Raw genomic sequence first — 15,577 nt, forward strand, 5'->3', positions numbered from 1 at the left:
GCCGCATCCGGGGAGCGGGCGGGTACCGGGGGCTCGCCCCGCGCGCCCGGTGGCTCGTACGGTGAGGCCCGTACCGCGTACGGCCCCGTACGGGCAGGGCGCCCGGCTCGTACGGGCGACGCGTAGCGGCAGGAAGGAGCGCCCCGGCGATGTTCACGACCCGGCCGACCCTCCAGGGCACGTTCGGCATGGTGTCCTCGACCCACTGGCTCGCCTCCCAGTCGGCCATGGCGGTTCTGGAGCGCGGCGGCAACGCCTACGACGCGGCCGTCGCCGCCGGGTTCGTCCTGCATGTCGTCGAGCCGCACCTCAACGGCCCCGCCGGCGAGGTTCCGATCATCCTGGCGCCCGCGGACGGCCGCGTGCAGGTGCTGTGCGGCCAGGGCCCCGCCCCCGCGGGCGCGACCATCGAGCACTACTCCGCGCTCGGCCTCGACCTCGTCCCCGGTACGGGACCGCTGGCGGCCGCCGTGCCCGGCGCCTTCGACGCGTGGATGCTGCTGCTGCGGGACCACGGCACGCTGCATCTCGCCGACGTCCTCGGCCACGCCATCGGGTACGCCGAGCACGGCCATCCGCCCGTCGAGCGGATCGGGTCGACCGTCGAGGCGGTGCGCGAGCTGTTCGAGACGGAGTGGACGACCTCCGCCGCGCTGTATCTGCCCGGCGGCAGGCCCCCGCCCGAGGGCGCGCTCCTGACCAACCCCGCGCTCGCCGCGACCTGGCGCCGCCTCGTCGCCGAGGCGGAGGCGGCGGGCGGGGACCGCGAGAAGCAGATCGAGGCCGCACGGCGCGTCTGGCGCGAGGGCTTCATCGCGGAAGCGCTCGCGGAGGCGGCCGCGCGCCCCGCCCTGGACACCACGGGCGAGCGCCACGCCGGCACCCTCACCGGCGACGACCTCGCCGCCTTCTCCGCGACCTACGAGGAACCCGTCCGCCACACGTGGGGCGGCTGGACGATCTGCAAGGCCGGTGGATGGTCCCAGGGCCCTGCCCTCCTCCAGCAGCTCGCCCTGCTCCCCGACGACCCGGCCGAACTGCCCTACGGCACCGCCGAGTACGTGCACCAGCTCATCGAAGGATGCAAGCTCGCGATGGCGGACCGCGAGGCCTGGTACGGGGACGCGCGCGGGCCCGGGACCGTACCGGTCGAAGACCTGCTCGCCCGCGCGTACAGCCGTGAGCGGCGCGCCCTGATCGGCCGCGACGCCTCGTACGCGCTGCGCCCGGGGAGTCCTGGCGGGCGTACCCCGGTCCTGAGCGAGCATGTGCGCCGGCTGATGGCGGGGGAGGCCGACGCCCTCGGGCGGGCCGGTGCGGGGCGCGGCGCGGCGCTCGGCGCGGGGGAGCCGACGGTGGGCGCGGACGGTGCGACGGCGGGCGACACCTGCCACCTCGACATCGTCGACCGCTGGGGCAACATGGTCGCCGCGACGCCCAGCGGCGGATGGCTCCAGTCCAATCCGGTCGTCCCCTCGCTCGGCTTCCCGCTCGGAACCCGGCTCCAGATGGCCTGGCTCGAGGCGGACCTGCCCAACTCGCTCACCCCGGGCCGCCGTCCCCGTACGACCCTCACGCCGTCGCTCGCCCTGCGCGACGGCGTCCCGGTGATGGCCTTCGGCACGCCCGGCGGTGACCAGCAGGACCAGTGGCAGCTGCACTTCTTCCTGTCGGTGGCTCTGCGCGCGGCCGTCCGCGGCGGCCTCGACCTCCAGGGCGCCATCGACGCCCCGAACTGGCACAACGACAGCTTCCCCGGGTCCTTCCACCCGCGCGGGATGCGGCCGGGGAGCGTCACCGTCGAGTCGCGGATCGGGGCGGAGGTCGTCGACGGTCTGCGGCGTCGGGGCCACGACGTGACGGTGGGCGAGCCGTGGTCGGAGGGACGGCTGTGCGCGGTGGCCCGCGACCCCGGGACGGGCGTGCTGTCCGCGGCCGCGAACCCGCGCGGGATGCAGGGGTACGCGGTCGGCCGGTGAGGGTCGGCGGTCGGCGTGCGGCCGGGTGAGGGGCCGGCGGGCTACGGGCGACTGGTTGCGGGTCGGCCGGTCACGGGCCGGCTGTGACGGGCGACTGGTTGCGGGTGGGCCTTGGCGTGGTGATCGGGAGCCGGCGTGGGCGCGTGATCGGGGCCGGGCGGTGCGGCCCGGCGGGCTTCACCTCCACGTCACCCGGCATCCTCCTGCCCGACGACGAGGGTGTCCGCGGTCCGTGGTTCCATGGCGGGGTGATCGATGACTTCCTGTCCGGGCCCGCGGCCGCACGCCATCTGTACGACGTCGAGGAGGCGCTGCGCTCCGCCGCGGCCGCCGAGATCATGCCGCGCTTCCGGCAGCTCGCCGAGCACGAGATCGTCGAGAAGAACGGCCCGCACGACCTCGTGACCGTCGCCGACCGGCTCGCCGAGGAGCACCTCACGGCCTCGCTGACCCGCCTGCTGCCCGGCTCCGTCGTGGTCGGCGAGGAGGCTGTGCACGCCGACCGCGGCGTCCTCGCCGAGCTGAGCGGGACGGCGCCGGTCTGGATCGTCGACCCGGTCGACGGCACACGGCAGTTCGTGCACGGCGACCCCGGCTTCACCACGCTCGTCGCCCTCGCGCACCACGGTGAGGTGCTGGCCTCCTGGACGTACGCGCCGGCGCTGCTCGGCCTCATGGCCCTCGCCGTACGGGGCAGGGGAGCCACGCTGGACGGCGTACCGCTGCGCACGGGAAAGCCCGAGGCGGGCGCGGTGCTGGAGGTCGCGGTCTCGCACCCCGACTTCACGACGCCGAAGGAGGACGCGGCGCTCGCCCGGCTGGAGGTCGACGGCATCGCGCCGCGGCCGTGCGGCTCGGCGGGCCTGGAGTATCTGCGGGTGGCCCAGGGGGCGCTCGCGGCCGTGGCCTTCGGCTGGGAGAACGCCTGGGACCACGCCGCCGGCCTGCTGCTGGTCGAGGAGGCGGGCGGGGCGAGCGCGACGGTCGCGGGCGAGCCGTTCCGGATCGCCGGAGGGAACGCCCTCCCGTTCACGGCCGCCCGCGACGAGGCGACGGCCGACCGTCTCCTGACGCTGATGCGCGGTGCCGGTGCGGGACGCGACGCCGCCCACGCGGGAGCCTGACCCGAGCGCGCGCCGCGCCGCCCGGGACGGAGACTCCCCGCGCCGCCCGGGACGGAGACTCCCGGCGCCGCTCGGGACGGAGACCCCCCGCCGCCCGGGACGGAGACCCCCCCCGCGCCGCTCGGGCCGCTGACGCGACGAGGGCAACTGGCCGCTCCTGGCGCGGCTTGAGCCCCGGACACGACTGAGCCCCGGACACGACTGAGCCCCGAGCGCGGCTGGAGCCGAGGACCCGGGGTGATTCCTCCTTCACGGACCGAGGAGGCGTCTCCGGAAGGGGAGGACGCCGTCCACGGGGAGAACGCCGTCGCCGCCGGGCTCGGCGTGACGGCGCCAAGGCCCGGCCCGTGCGGGCCGCAGAGCCGACGGTGGCGTCGGGCGCGGTGCAGGCGGTGGCCGGTGCGCCGAGGATCAGGGCGCAATCGCCGTGGACGGCAGGGAGCCCCGGCACGTCTCGCGCACCGGCGCGCTCCACGGGGTCACCACCGCGGTGATGCAGGTGGCGCAGGCTCCGGGCTGCTCCCTTGTCGCCTCGCCCGGATCCTGTGCGGCCGGGGCCCCTCGGCCTGGGCCCTGAACGGGCCGGGCCTGTGACCCGGTTCCGAGCGCCTGGGCCCCGAGCGGCCCGGGTTCCGAACGGCCTGAGTTCCGAACGGCCTGAGTTCCGAGCGGCCATGCTCCGAACAGCCCGGGTTCCGACCTGTCAGGGGTGCTCGATGGGCCGACGTCACGGACCGGTCCGCGCCGGCCCCCTCGCCGCGGCCGTTCGCGTCCGCCCGCGTACCCGCCGTTCAGCCTGCCGCGTCGGGCGCGTGCTCGGCGGCGCGCAGGCCCAGCACCCCGGGGTGCCGCGCCGTGTGGCCCGGCCCGGCCGGCCACGCGCCACCGGGCCCGTCGGTCCCGCTGGTCCCTTCGGCCCTTTCGGCGGCGCCGGGCCCTTCCGCGGCCCTTTCGCCGCCCCGCAGCTCGCTCAGCCGCTCCCATCCCGCGTCGGCGCGCTCTCCGAGCAGCACCGAACTCACCAGGACCTCCAGCATCACCGCGTCGTAGGCGTCCGACGTACGCCGGTGGCGCCGCGGGTCGCCCTCGACCAGCGCCCCGGTGATGATCCGGGCTTCACCGTCCCCGGGGCCGCCCGGCACCGGCGCGAACACGGCCTCGTAGATACGGTGTCCCGTCCAACTGCGATGGAGGAAGAGCCGGTCGCCCTCGGCGAAGACGTTCCACCGCTCGTCCATGCCGCGTGCCCGATAGCCGAGCCGGATGCGGTCCCACTCGGCGGACGACCAGACGCGAGCCGGGAGGAGCGGGAGCGTATCCGCCTTCGAAAAGCCATGCACCTTACGGAAGTCGGTGCGGACGATGCGTTCCATGCGCGAGAGGGTAAGGCCTTCCCGGAGGGCGTCAGTAGCTCTCCGGCCAGTGCCGCCGGGGTCGTCCGGAATACGCCCGTCCGGCCCTGCACGCGGTGCTACGTGATCTTTGTCGGCGCCGTCTTGTACCGAGTGGGCACGGGTTGTCCCGCTGCCTCCCGCCGCCCCGGCCTCCGCCGGGACCACGGACTTCCCGTGGAACGGGCCGGAAGTGGACGCCCCGAGCCGCCCGGCCGAACGCGCCGCATATCCTGGGCGGAGCCCGTGGCGGCACGTCGCCGTCCGGGGGACCGGCCGTCGGATGACGAAGGAGTCTCGCGGTGCCGTCGATGCTCGATGTGGTCGTGGTGGGGGCCGGGCCGAACGGGCTGACCGCCGCCGTCGAACTGGCCCGCCGCGGCTTCGCGGTGGCGCTGTACGAGGCCGCGGACGCGGTGGGTGGCGGCGCCCGCACCGAGGAGCTGACGCTCCCCGGCTTCCGGCACGACCCGTGCTCGGCCGTCCACCCCTTCGGCGTGGGGTCGCCCGCCTTCTCCGACATGCCGCTCGACCGCTACGGCCTCGAATGGGCGCATGCGGAGCTGCCGATGGCGCATCCGTTCCTGGACGGCTCCGCCGCCGTCCTCGCCAACACCGTGGGGGAGACCGCCGCATCCCTCGGTCACCGCGACGCGGGCGCGTACCGGCGCCTCGTCGCCCCCTTCATCGGGCACTGGGACACCCTGGCCGCCGACTTCCTGCGCCCCCCGTGGCTCGGATTCCCGCGCGATCCCGCGCGCTACGCCCGCTTCGCGCTCCTCGGGCCGCAGCCCGCCGCGCTGCTGAACCGCCGCTTCCACGACGAGCGGGCGCGCGCTCTGTTCACCGGTCTCGGGGCCCACGCCATCACCGGGCCCGGCACGATCGTCACCGGCGGCATCGCGGTGATGTTCGCCCTGGCCGCGCACGCACGGGGCTGGCCCGTGGCGCGCGGAGGTTCGCAGGCCATCTCGGACGCGCTGGCCGGATACCTCCGCGACCTGGGCGGCACGGTCCACACCGGCACGACGGTCAAGCGCCTCGACGAACTGCCGCCCGCCCGCGCGTACGTCTTCGACACCTCGCCCACCTCGCTCGCGCGTATCGCCGGGCTCGGCAACGCCTACGCGCAGTACCGCTACGGCCCTGCCGTCTTCAAGGTCGACTACGCGCTCTCCGGCCCCGTGCCGTGGACGGCCCCCGAGGCGCGGCGCGCGGGCACCGTCCATGTCGGCGCCTCCGCACGCGAGATCGCCACCGCGCTCGGCCGCGCCGGGCGCGGCGAGCCGCCCGAGACGCCGTTCCTGATCACGTCCCAGCCGACCGTCGCGGACCCCAGCCGTGCGCCGGAGGGCAAGCACGTCCTCTGGGCCTACGGGCACGTCCCGAACGGGTGGGGCGGCGACGCCACCGATGTGATCGAGCGGCAGATCGAGCGGTTCGCCCCCGGCTTCCGCGATCTGGTGCTCGCGCGCGCCGTCGCCGGGCCCGCGGAGCTGGCCGACCGCAATGCCAACTACGTCGGCGGCGACATCGCCTGCGGTGCCTTCGCGGGCCTGCAGGCCGTGCTGCGCCCCAAGCTCGCCCGCGTCCCGTACGCCACGGCGCACCCGGCGGTGTTCCTCTGCTCCTCGGCGACGAGCCCCGGGCCGGGGGTCCACGGCATGTCGGGTCACCACGCGGCCCGCGCGGTCTGGCGCAGGCTCCGGGCGACCGCCGCGGCCTGAACGGACGCGGCGGTCTCCAGGCGGGGGAGTGCCGTCCGGGTCCGGCTGTCCCGCGGCTCCTACGACTCGGCTGCTACGACCCTGGGCGTTACGGCTTGCGGCCTGCCCGTCTCCGTGCGGCGAGCATCACGGCTCCGGTGAGCATGAGAATCCCGAGGGAGCCCCAGACGGCGCTCGGTCCCCCTGCCACCAGGAACCCTGTCGGGCCGCTCGCCATCAGGCCCGGCATCATCTGCAGGAACCAGAAGATGAGCAGCAGAGCGAGTCCGACCCTGGCCACGAACCAGAGGTTCGGACGCCGCGCCTCCTCGAGTTCCTGCTCCATCCGGGCCAGGTCCTCCTCCAGATACCGCTGGTTCTGTTCCAGCGCGGCCACGCGCCGCTCGAGATCGTTCTCCCTCATGCGGTGGATCCTAACGGCGGACCAGAACGGATGTTCGGGAAATGCGTCCGGCTGAGTACCTGCGGAGGGAGGTACGACGCCCCCGGCCGCCCCCGTACGCCCCCAGCGCCCGCCCCCGACGTCGATGTCGGATTCTCGCCAGCCGGGACCACCGTCCGTAGCCGATGCTGGGACCCATGCACACCGAAACCGACCGGTGCGTGCGCGCCGTACAGGCGGAGGACGCCCGCTTCGACGGCTGGTTCTTCACCGCGGTCCTGACCACCGGCATCTACTGCCGTCCCAGCTGCCCGGTCGTGCCGCCCAAGCCGGAGAACATGCGCTTCCACCCCAGCGCTGCCGCCGCCCAGCAGGCCGGATTCCGCGCCTGCAAGCGCTGCCGCCCCGATGCCAGCCCCGGCTCCCCGCAGTGGAACGAGCGGGCCGACCTCGTCGCCCGCGCCATGCGGCTGATCGCCGACGGCGTGGTCGACCGGGACGGAGTCCCCGGTCTCGCCGCGCGTCTCGGCTACAGCACCCGGCACGTCGAGCGCATGCTTCTCGCGGAGGTCGGCGCCGGCCCCCTGGCCCTCGCCCGCGCCCAACGGGCCCAGACCGCACGGCTGTTGATCGAGACCAGTGCGCTGCCCATGGCCGAGATCGCCTTCGCCGCCGGGTTCTCCAGCATCCGGACCTTCAACGACACCGTCCGCGAAGTCTTCGCCCTGGCGCCGAGCGAACTGCGCGCCCGCGCGATCCGTGCGTCCCGGTCCGCGCCCGCCGGGCAGCCGACGCCCACCACGGGGACGATCGCGCTGCGCCTGCCCTACCGTGCCCCGCTCTGCCCGGACAACCTCTTCGGTCACCTCGTCGCCACCGCCGTCCCCGGCGTGGAGGAGTGGCGCGACGGCGCGTACCGGCGCACCCTGCGCCTGCCGTACGGACAGGGCGTCGTGGCGCTGCGCCCCGGCCCCGACCACATCGGCTGCCAGTTGGCCCTCACCGACCTGCGCGACCTCACCCTCGCCATCAGCCGCTGCCGGCGCCTCCTCGACCTCGATGCCGACCCCGAGGCCGTCGACGGCCTTCTCAGGGCCGATCCGCTGCTCACGCCGCTGGTCGACAAGGCCCCCGGGCGACGGGTCCCGCGCACGGTCGACGCTGCCGAGTTCGCGGTACGCGCCGTCATCGGCCAGCAGGTGTCCACAGCCGCGGCACGTACGCACACCGGGCGCCTCGTCCGCGCGCACGGCGAGCCCGTCGACGACCCGGCGGGCGGCCTCACGCACCTCTTCCCCGGCCCCGAGCGGCTTGCCGACCTCGGCCCGGACGAGTTGGCCATGCCCCGCACCCGGCGTACGACGCTCACCACGCTCGCCGGTGCCCTGGCCGCGGACGAGATCGCCCTCGGCGTGGGCAGTGACTGGGACGAGGCCCGGGCCCGCCTCGCCGCGCTGCCCGGCATCGGACCCTGGACGGTCGAGGTGATCGCCATGCGTGCCCTCGGCGACCCCGACGCCTTCCCGCCGACCGACCTCGGACTGCGGCGCGCCGCACGGGAGTCGGGCCTGCCGTCCACCCCGGCGGCCCTGACACGGCGGGCGGCGGACTGGCGGCCCTGGCGGGCGTACGCGGTCCAGTACCTCTGGGCGACCGACGACCACCCCATCAACCACCTGCCGACCGACTGAACCGCCCCGGCACCCTTCCTTCCCAGGAGCCCCGACATGTCCACCCGGCCCACCCCAGACGCCGTAGACGCCGCACATGCCGCACACGCCGCGGACTCTGCGCGCGCGCCCCGCGTCCCCCGCCCCGCGGACGCCGTAGGCGCATCGGACGGTCCCGAGCGCAGCCACACCGTCGTCGGCAGCCCGCTCGGCCCGCTCACGCTCGTCGCCACCGACGGTGTCCTCAGCGGCCTCTACATGACCGAGCAGCGTCACCGACCGCCCCAGGAGACCTTCGGCGTGCCCGACGCGTCGCCGTTCGCGGAGGCGGTGCGGCAGCTCGACGCCTGGTTCGCGGGCGACCGAACCGACTTCGACCTCCCGCTACGGCTGCACGGCACGCCCTTCCAGCAGCGCGTCTGGACGGCGCTGCGAGAGATCCCGTACGGCGGGACCGTTTCCTACGGCGAACTGGCCGCCCGCCTCGGCAAGCCCAGTGCGTCACGCGCGGTGGGCCTGGCCAACGGCAAGAACCCGGTCAGCATCATCGTTCCCTGCCATCGTGTCGTCGGCGCGGGCGGCAGCCTCACCGGGTACGGGGGCGGCCTGGACCGCAAGCGCCGCCTGCTGGACTTCGAGTCCGGGGCGATGCCCCTTGAGGGGTTGGGCTGAGCCTGAGCGGGGCGGGCGGTGCTGTCGGCCGACGAGGAGGCAGCAAGGCGCCAACGGCTCGGTGGTGCTGTCGAGTTGGGCCTCAGGCGGCTGTGCCGTCCTCCGCGATACGGGTGAGGAGGGTCGGCAGCGCCGTGCCGATCGGCTCGCGCACCACCTCGTCCGCCAGGTCGTCGTACGGCGTCGGCTCGGCGTTGATGATGATCAGCCGGGCCCCGTGGTCGGCGGCGATGCCCGCCAGGGAGGCGGCGGGCTGCACCTGGAGGGTCGTACCGACCGCGATGAAGACCTGGCACGCCTGGGCGATGGCCATGGCCTCCCCCAGCACCTCCGGGTCGAGGCGCTCGCCGAACATGACCGTCGCCGACTTGAGGATGCCGCCGCACTCCCGGCAGTCCGGGTCGTCCTCGCCCGCCGCGACCCGTTCCAGCGCCGCGGCCATGTCCGAGCGGGCGTTGCAGCAGGTGCACTGCACGACCCGGGCGGTGCCGTGCAGTTCCAGCACCTTGCGGGCCGGGAGCCCCGCCAACTGGTGCAGCCCGTCGACGTTCTGCGTGATGACCCGGACCGGCACGCCGGAACGTTCGAGCTCCGCGACCGCGTGGTGCGCCGCGTTGGGCTTCGCGCGGAAGGCCGGACTGTTCCGCCGCATCAGCCAGGACCGGCGCCGGATGTCGGGGTCGGACATGTACGAGCTGTACGTCACGAGCTTCTCGGCCTCTGGGTCCTTGCGCCACAGACCGTTCGGGCCGCGGTAGTCGGGGATCCCGGAGTCGGTGGAGATCCCCGCACCGCTGAGGAGGGCCACCAGCGGGCGCGGCGTGCCGTCCGCACCGGTGCGATCCGTTCCGGTGCGGTGCGCTCCGGAACGGTCCGGGCCGGTGCCGTCCGCGTGCTCACCGTTGCTCATGCCGCGAGCCTACGCATGCGGCGACGGCGGGGGCGAGAGCTTTCCGGGAGGGTGAGGGGGGAGGGGAGGGAGAGGGGGAGGATGAGTTGCTGGACGGTGGCTCGGGCCGGTGGGGCTCAGGCCCCCGGGGTGCGGCCGTCCTCCAGCTCCACCGGGCCGTTCCCCGAAGCCAGCGCGCCCAGCGCGGCCCGGATCCGCAGGCCGAGCCCGCTGTCGACCAGATCGTCGGCCTCGACCGGGTGCACCATCCGCCAGGACACCAACTCGGTCTGCTGGAGCCGGACCGCGGCCAGCTGGTCCTCGTCGAGCACCCCGCCGTCGTACAGATACGACACGAGCGGCGGGCGGGCGGCGCCGCGGACCCAGTCCACGGCGAGCAGCCGGCCGACCTCGACGTCGAGGCCGATCTCCTCCGCCGTCTCGCGCCGGGCGCCCTGCCGTGGTGTCTCGCCCTCGTCGGACTCGACGGTGCCGCCGGGCAGCAGCCAGGTGCCGTCCTCGCGGTAGTTGGGCTCGACGAGCAGGATGCGGCCTTCCGCGTCACGGAAGACGACGCCCGCCCCGGCGAGAACCTTCGGCAGTCCGGCGATGTATGTGGCGTAGTCGATGGTCACGGGCGCGAGCCTAGCGTCCGTACGGGCAGCCCCTGACCGCTTCCGGGCTCGTTCCGCATCCGGTGCCTGCCCGGGGCGGGGCGCGCGTGTCCCAGCATGTGGCCCTGCGGATCCCGGCCTGGGCAGGGCGGCTCACCTCCGGATATGGTCACACCCGGCGCGACCGCACGTTCGATGGCAAGGGGTTGTAAGTGGCGGACGCAGCAGTTGAGGCGACGGGACGCGTGCTGATCGCCGCGGACAAGTTCAAGGGCTCGCTCACGGCCGTCGAGGTCGCCGAGCGCGTCACCGCCGGGCTACGGCGGGTGGCCCCGGGAATCGGCGTCGAATCCCTGCCCGTCGCGGACGGCGGGGACGGGACGGTCGACGCGGCCGTCGCGGCCGGGTTCGAGCGCCGCGAGGCGCGGGTCACAGGGCCGCTCGGAGCCGAGGTCACGGCGGCATTCGCGCTGCGTGACGGCACCGCCGTCGTCGAGATGGCCGAGGCCTCCGGCCTGCGGCACCTGCCCCCGGGCGTCTTCGCACCGCTGACCGCCACCACGTACGGCACCGGCGAGCTGCTGCGCGCCGCTCTGGACGGCGGCGCGCGCACCATCGTCTTCGGCGTCGGCGGCTCCGCGACCAACGACGGCGGCGCCGGCATGCTCGCCGCACTCGGAGCGCGTCTGCTCGACCGCGACGGCGAGGAGATCCCGCACGGCGGCGGTCCGCTCCGCGAACTCGTCTCCGCCGACCTCTCCGGGCTCGACCCTCGGATCGCCGAGACCGAGATCATCCTCGCGAGCGACGTCGACAACCCCTTGACCGGGCCGAAGGGCGCGGCTGCCGTGTACGGGCCGCAGAAGGGCGCGAGCGAGGAGGACGTCGAGATGCTCGACGCCGCGCTCACGCACTACGTGGGGGTGCTGGAGGAGGCCATGGGGCCGCGGGCCGCCGACTACGCGCGCTCGCCCGGCGCGGGCGCGGCGGGCGGCATCGGCTACGGCGCGCTGGTCGGGCTCGGCGCGAGCTTCCGGGCCGGGATCGAGGTCATGCTGGACGTGCTCGGCTTCGCGGCCGCGCTGGAGCGGGCGGATCTCGTGATCACGGGCGAGGGCTCGCTGGACGAGCAGACCCTGCACGGGAAGGCACCGGCGGGTGTCGCGGCGGCGGCGCGGGCGCGCGGTAAGCGCGTGGTCGCGGTGTGCGGGCGGCGGACGCTGAGCGACCGCGAACTCGCGAAGGCCGGGATCGGCGGTGTTTACGCGTTGACGGACCTGGAGTCCGACCCGGCGACGTGCATGGCGAATGCGGGGGCGCTGCTGGAGCGGGCGGCTGAACGGCTGGCGGCTCAGGAGATTCGACCCTAGGGGGTTCCGGGGTTCTTGGGGGTCTTGGGGGTCTTGGGGGTCGCCACGTCCGTGGGGGGTTCGGGGGCCCTCCGGGGTATCTCCTCGGGCGGCCGACGCGCGGCTTGGCTGTTCGGCTCTCCGTCGGTGTCCGTCGGCCGCCCTGCGGGGACACCCCTGCACGCCCCCTCCGGCCGTCTCGCGGAAGTCCGGCGGGGACCCCGCCGAATGCCCTTACGCGGCGTCCCGGGCACGACGAGCGGAAGTCCGGCGGGGACACCCATCCCCGCCGAATGCCCTTACACGGCGTCCCGGGCACGACGAGGGGCCCGAGCCGATCCGGCTCGGGCCCCTCGTCGTGGTTGTCGTCGCGCTTCCCGCGGAGCGGCTACGGGAGCTGGGTTGCCCGTGCCTCGCGGCGGTTGTCGCGGAACGTGTTCACCCGGCGGGCTGTCGCGAAGAGCGGGATCACCGCGCCCAGTACGAGCTGCAGTGCGCAGCCGGTCTGGAGCAGCAGCTGCCCGCCCGGGGCGTCGAACGCCCAGGCCGCCAGCATGCCCATGCTGACCACGATCCAGCCGAGCATCGCCACCGCGAGGCGTCCCCGCGGCTTCGGGTACTCGACGCGGCTCACCATCAGCCAGGCGACGCCGATGATGGCCAGCAGCGTCGGGATGAACGGCAGCTCCAGCAGGACGATCGAGACGACCGTCAACGCGCCGAACGGGCTCGGCATGCCCTGGAAGATGCCGTCACGCAGCGTGACGCACGAGAATCTCGCAAGCCGCAGCACCACCGCCAGCAACACCACGATCGCGGCCACCGCCGAGACCCGCTGGTGCGCGTCGTCGGCGACCATGCCCCACACCACGACGAAGTACGCCGGGGCGAGGCCGAAGCTGATCAGGTCGGAGAGGTTGTCCAGCTCCGCGCCCATCGCCGAGCTGCGCAGCTTGCGCGCCACGAGTCCGTCGAAGAGGTCGAAGACCGAGGCCAGCAGCATCAGCATGACGGCCGTGGCCGCGCTGTGCCGGGCCATCCCGCCGTCCTCGCTGCCCGTCAGGTGCGGGATGAGGACGCCGGTGGTGGTGAAGTAGACGGCCATGAAGCCGCACGTGGCGTTGCCCAGGGTGAGCGTGTCCGCTATCGAGAGCCGCGTGGACAGCGGCATGTCGTCCATCTCGTCGGAGTCCGCCTCGACCTCGGGAACCCAGGCGGCGGTGGCCTGAGGTTCGGGATCAATCACGGTCAAGACGTGTCACCCCCGCGATCGTGGGCTGGCCGACCTCGACGTCCACATCGACTCCCTCCGGGAGGTAGATGTCGACACGCGAGCCGAAGCGGATCAGGCCGATCCGCTCGCCCTGCTCCACCTTCGTGCCCTGCGGCAGGTACGGAACGATGCGCCGGGCGACGGCGCCGGCGATCTGCACCATCTCGATGTCGCCGAGCTCGGTGTCGAAGTGCCAGACGACCCGCTCGTTGTTCTCGCTCTCCTTGTTGAACGCCGGAACGAAGCCGCCGGGGATGTGCTCGACGGATGTCACCGTGCCCGCGAGGGGCGCGCGGTTGACGTGGACGTTCAGCGGACTCATGAAGATCGCGACGCGGGTGCGTCCGTCCTTCCAGGGCATGATGCTCTGCACGACGCCGTCGGCCGGAGAGATCACCCGACCCTGGGTGATCTCACGCTCCGGGTCGCGGAAGAACCACAGCATGCCCGCCGCGAGTGCGGTGGTCGGTACGGCGACCGCAGCCCATCGTCCCGAACGGCGGGACCGGGCGAGGCTGAGGGCTGCGGTGGCCACGGTCGGAAGGAGCCACGGCGACGCTCCGCGCGCGAGGCGGACGCGGCCGCGAGGTGCAGAGGAATGGCTGTGGGGCATGGATGACCTTCGTAGCGGATGATGCCGCATGGCGCTGGGGGACGGCACGGCTTTCCGGGATGCTATCGGTAACGCATGGCAACTGGGCAAGCCAGAAGCCGAGTCGATGCCCGAAGACCGGTGACCGGGTGTGATCTTCTTCGCGAAGAAATTGCCCCAAATCGGACATTCACCCCTGGAATCGGTATTCCTCGAGCAGTCGGCGGCCGATGATCATTTTCTGAATCTCGGCAGTACCTTCACCGATCAGCAGCATCGGTGCCTCACGGTAGAGGCGCTCGATCTCGTACTCCTTGGAGAAGCCGTAGCCGCCGTGGATCCGGAAGGCGTCTTCCACGACCTCTTTGCAGTACTCGGAGGCGAGGTACTTCGCCATGCCTGCCTCGAGGTCGTTCCGCTCCCCGGAGTCCTTTTTGCGTGCTGCGTTCACCATCATGGCATGCGCGGCCTCGACCTTGGTACCCATCTCGGCCAGCTTGAACTGGATCGCCTGGTGCTGGGCGATCTGCTTACCGAAGGTGTGGCGCTGCTGAGCGTAGGAAACGCCCAGCTCGAAGGCGCGCTGGGCCACGCCGCAGCCCCGTGCCGCGACATTGACGCGGCCGACCTCGACGCCGTCCATCATCTGGTAGAAACCGCGCCCGGTCTGCCCGCCGAGCACGCGGTCCGCGGGGATCCGCAGGCCGTCCATGATGAGCTCGGTCGTGTCGACGCCCTTGTAGCCCATCTTGTCGATCTTGCCGGGGATGGTGAGGCCCGGGCGGACCTCGCCGAAGCCCGGCTCCTTCTCGACCAGGAACGTCGTCATCGACTTGTGCGGCGCCGTGCCCTCGGGGTGGCCCTCGTCCGTACGGCACAACACGGCCACCAGCGTGGACGAACCGCCGTTCGTCAGCCACATCTTCTGGCCGTTCAGGACGTACTCGTCGCCGTCCTTGACGCCCTTGGAAGTGATGGCCGACACATCCGAGCCCAGAGCCGGCTCGGACATCGAGAACGCGCCACGCACCTCGCCGAGCGCCATCTTCGGCAGGAAGTAGTCCTTCTGCTCCTGCGTGCCGTGCTGCTTGAGCATGTACGCAACGATGAAGTGGGTGTTGATGATGCCCGAGACGCTCATCCACCCGCGGGCGATCTCCTCCACGCACAGCGCGTACGTGAGAAGCGACTCACCGAGGCCGCCGTACTCCTCCGGGATCATCAGCCCGAACAGGCCGAGCTCCTTGAGCCCTTCGACGATCTGTGCGGGGTACTCGTCGCGGTGCTCCAGCTCGGTGGCGACCGGCAGGATCTCCTTGTCGACGAAGTCACGGACCGTGGACAGGATTTCCTGCTGAATGTCGGTCAGTCCGTGGGTCTGTGCGAGACGGCTCATCTCACTTCTCCTGCTGCTTGAGTTCGGGCCGGCCGGGCTGCTCGCCGCCGCGCTCCTTGATGTACGTCTCGGTGGGGACCATCACCTTGCGGCGGAAGACGCAGACGAGGGTGCCGTCCTGCTTGTAGCCCTTGGTCTCGACGTAGACGATCCCGCGGTCGTTCTTCGACCTCGACGGCGTCTTGTCCAGGACGGTCGTCTCGCCGTAGATGGTGTCGCCGTGGAAGGTCGGCGCCACGTGCTTGAGCGACTCGATCTCGAGGTTGGCGATGGCCTTGCCCGAGACGTCCGGCACGGACATGCCCAGCAGCAGGGAGTAGATGTAGTTCCCGACCACCACGTTCTTGCCGAAGTCGGTCGTCTTCTCCGCGTAGTTGACGTCCATGTGGAGCGGGTGGTGGTTCATGGTGAGCAGACAGAAGAGGTGGTCGTCGTACTCGGTGACCGTCTTTCCGGGCCAGTGCTTGTAGACGGCCCCGACCTCGAACTCCTCGTAGGTGCGTCCGAACTGCATGGTGA

14 protein-coding genes are annotated in these 15,577 nt (G+C 73.0%); 6 read left to right on the top strand and 8 right to left on the bottom strand.

Translation table 11 applies throughout. The features are described from left to right. Nucleotides 1-149 precede the first annotated feature (149 nt). Together ABZ822_RS20090 and ABZ822_RS20095 are read left to right on the top strand one after the other, a co-directional pair. Complete coding sequence (locus ABZ822_RS20090) at nt 150-1,979, top strand: gamma-glutamyltransferase (protein ID WP_360855509.1); 1,830 nt, start codon at nt 150-152, stop codon at nt 1,977-1,979. Nucleotides 1,980-2,227: 248 nt separating this feature from the next. Further along, nucleotides 2,228-3,103: an inositol monophosphatase family protein gene (locus tag ABZ822_RS20095; RefSeq protein ID WP_360855512.1), complete on the top strand. Its 876-nt coding sequence runs from the start codon at nt 2,228-2,230 to the stop codon at nt 3,101-3,103. A 791-nt stretch (nt 3,104-3,894) separates the two neighbouring features. Here ABZ822_RS20095 and ABZ822_RS20100 read toward each other — a convergent pair. Next, nucleotides 3,895-4,476 (bottom strand): hypothetical protein, encoded by a 582-nt coding sequence (locus ABZ822_RS20100; protein ID WP_360855515.1) that lies wholly within the window; start codon nt 4,474-4,476, stop codon nt 3,895-3,897. A gap of 320 nt (nt 4,477-4,796) precedes the next feature. Here ABZ822_RS20100 and ABZ822_RS20105 point away from each other — a divergent pair, with 320 nt between their 5' ends. Continuing rightward, nucleotides 4,797-6,221, top strand: a complete 1,425-nt coding sequence (locus ABZ822_RS20105; RefSeq protein ID WP_360855518.1) for an NAD(P)/FAD-dependent oxidoreductase — start codon at nt 4,797-4,799, stop codon at nt 6,219-6,221. An 88-nt stretch (nt 6,222-6,309) separates the two neighbouring features. Here the strand turns inward: ABZ822_RS20105 and ABZ822_RS20110 are convergent, their stop codons facing one another. Further along, nucleotides 6,310-6,624, bottom strand: a complete 315-nt coding sequence (locus ABZ822_RS20110; protein ID WP_360855521.1) for a hypothetical protein — start codon at nt 6,622-6,624, stop codon at nt 6,310-6,312. A gap of 176 nt (nt 6,625-6,800) precedes the next feature. On the opposite strand from ABZ822_RS20110, the gene ABZ822_RS20115 reads away from it, so the two are divergent. Beyond that, complete coding sequence (locus tag ABZ822_RS20115; protein ID WP_360855525.1) at nt 6,801-8,294, top strand: DNA-3-methyladenine glycosylase 2 family protein; 1,494 nt, start codon at nt 6,801-6,803, stop codon at nt 8,292-8,294. Between the two features lie 36 nt (nt 8,295-8,330). Beyond that, the gene (locus ABZ822_RS20120) at nt 8,331-8,945 is read left to right on the top strand and encodes a methylated-DNA--[protein]-cysteine S-methyltransferase (RefSeq protein WP_360855528.1); all 615 of its coding nucleotides are present in this window, start codon (nt 8,331-8,333) and stop codon (nt 8,943-8,945) included. Nucleotides 8,946-9,027: 82 nt separating this feature from the next. Here ABZ822_RS20120 and ABZ822_RS20125 read toward each other — a convergent pair whose 3' ends face one another. After that, the gene (locus ABZ822_RS20125) at nt 9,028-9,855 is read right to left on the bottom strand and encodes a Sir2 family NAD-dependent protein deacetylase (protein WP_360855531.1); all 828 of its coding nucleotides are present in this window, start codon (nt 9,853-9,855) and stop codon (nt 9,028-9,030) included. 116 nt (nt 9,856-9,971) lie between these two features. Then, nucleotides 9,972-10,469 carry an NUDIX hydrolase gene (locus ABZ822_RS20130; protein ID WP_360855534.1) on the bottom strand — a complete coding sequence of 166 codons (498 nt, stop codon included), beginning with the start codon at nt 10,467-10,469 and terminating at the stop codon, nt 9,972-9,974. A 191-nt stretch (nt 10,470-10,660) separates the two neighbouring features. Between ABZ822_RS20130 and ABZ822_RS20135 the strand changes: the two genes are divergently transcribed. Next, nucleotides 10,661-11,818, top strand: coding sequence for a glycerate kinase (locus ABZ822_RS20135; RefSeq protein WP_360855538.1), 1,158 nt, complete (start codon nt 10,661-10,663; stop codon nt 11,816-11,818). Between the two features lie 367 nt (nt 11,819-12,185). On the opposite strand, the gene pssA is transcribed toward ABZ822_RS20135, so the two are convergent. The 4 genes from pssA to ABZ822_RS20155 form a co-directional block, all read right to left on the bottom strand. Continuing rightward, entirely contained in the window at nt 12,186-13,049 is an 864-nt protein-coding gene (pssA, locus tag ABZ822_RS20140) for a CDP-diacylglycerol--serine O-phosphatidyltransferase (RefSeq protein WP_360855541.1), read from the bottom strand. Continuing rightward, nucleotides 13,036-13,683, bottom strand: a complete 648-nt coding sequence (locus tag ABZ822_RS20145) for a phosphatidylserine decarboxylase (RefSeq protein ID WP_360855544.1) — start codon at nt 13,681-13,683, stop codon at nt 13,036-13,038. Before ABZ822_RS20145 ends, pssA begins: the two co-directional genes overlap by 14 nt. Before the next feature lie 169 nt (nt 13,684-13,852). After that, nucleotides 13,853-15,058 carry an acyl-CoA dehydrogenase family protein gene (locus ABZ822_RS20150; protein ID WP_360855547.1) on the bottom strand — a complete coding sequence of 402 codons (1,206 nt, stop codon included), beginning with the start codon at nt 15,056-15,058 and terminating at the stop codon, nt 13,853-13,855. Between the two features lies 1 nt (nt 15,059). Next, complete coding sequence (locus ABZ822_RS20155; RefSeq protein WP_360855550.1) at nt 15,060-15,572, bottom strand: MaoC family dehydratase; 513 nt, start codon at nt 15,570-15,572, stop codon at nt 15,060-15,062. Nucleotides 15,573-15,577 lie beyond the last annotated feature (5 nt).

The sequence above is a fragment of the Streptomyces sp. NPDC047108 genome (genome assembly GCF_040643575.1).
Classification (GTDB): Bacteria; Actinomycetota; Actinomycetes; order Streptomycetales; family Streptomycetaceae; genus Streptomyces.

What these genes read in the sequence shown, in the direction of transcription:
- ABZ822_RS20155 (WP_360855550.1), bottom strand. Translation starts at nt 15,572, where the DNA reads ATGCAGTTCGGACGCACCTACGAGGAGTTCGAGGTCGGGGCCGTCTAC.
- ABZ822_RS20120 (WP_360855528.1), top strand. Translation starts at nt 8,331, where the DNA reads ATGTCCACCCGGCCCACCCCAGACGCCGTAGACGCCGCACATGCCGCA.
- ABZ822_RS20100 (WP_360855515.1), bottom strand. Translation starts at nt 4,476, where the DNA reads ATGGAACGCATCGTCCGCACCGACTTCCGTAAGGTGCATGGCTTTTCG.
- ABZ822_RS20090 (WP_360855509.1), top strand. Translation starts at nt 150, where the DNA reads ATGTTCACGACCCGGCCGACCCTCCAGGGCACGTTCGGCATGGTGTCC.
- ABZ822_RS20145 (WP_360855544.1), bottom strand. Translation starts at nt 13,683, where the DNA reads ATGCCCCACAGCCATTCCTCTGCACCTCGCGGCCGCGTCCGCCTCGCG.
- ABZ822_RS20110 (WP_360855521.1), bottom strand. Translation starts at nt 6,624, where the DNA reads ATGAGGGAGAACGATCTCGAGCGGCGCGTGGCCGCGCTGGAACAGAAC.
- ABZ822_RS20150 (WP_360855547.1), bottom strand. Translation starts at nt 15,058, where the DNA reads ATGAGCCGTCTCGCACAGACCCACGGACTGACCGACATTCAGCAGGAA.
- ABZ822_RS20125 (WP_360855531.1), bottom strand. Translation starts at nt 9,855, where the DNA reads ATGAGCAACGGTGAGCACGCGGACGGCACCGGCCCGGACCGTTCCGGA.
- ABZ822_RS20115 (WP_360855525.1), top strand. Translation starts at nt 6,801, where the DNA reads ATGCACACCGAAACCGACCGGTGCGTGCGCGCCGTACAGGCGGAGGAC.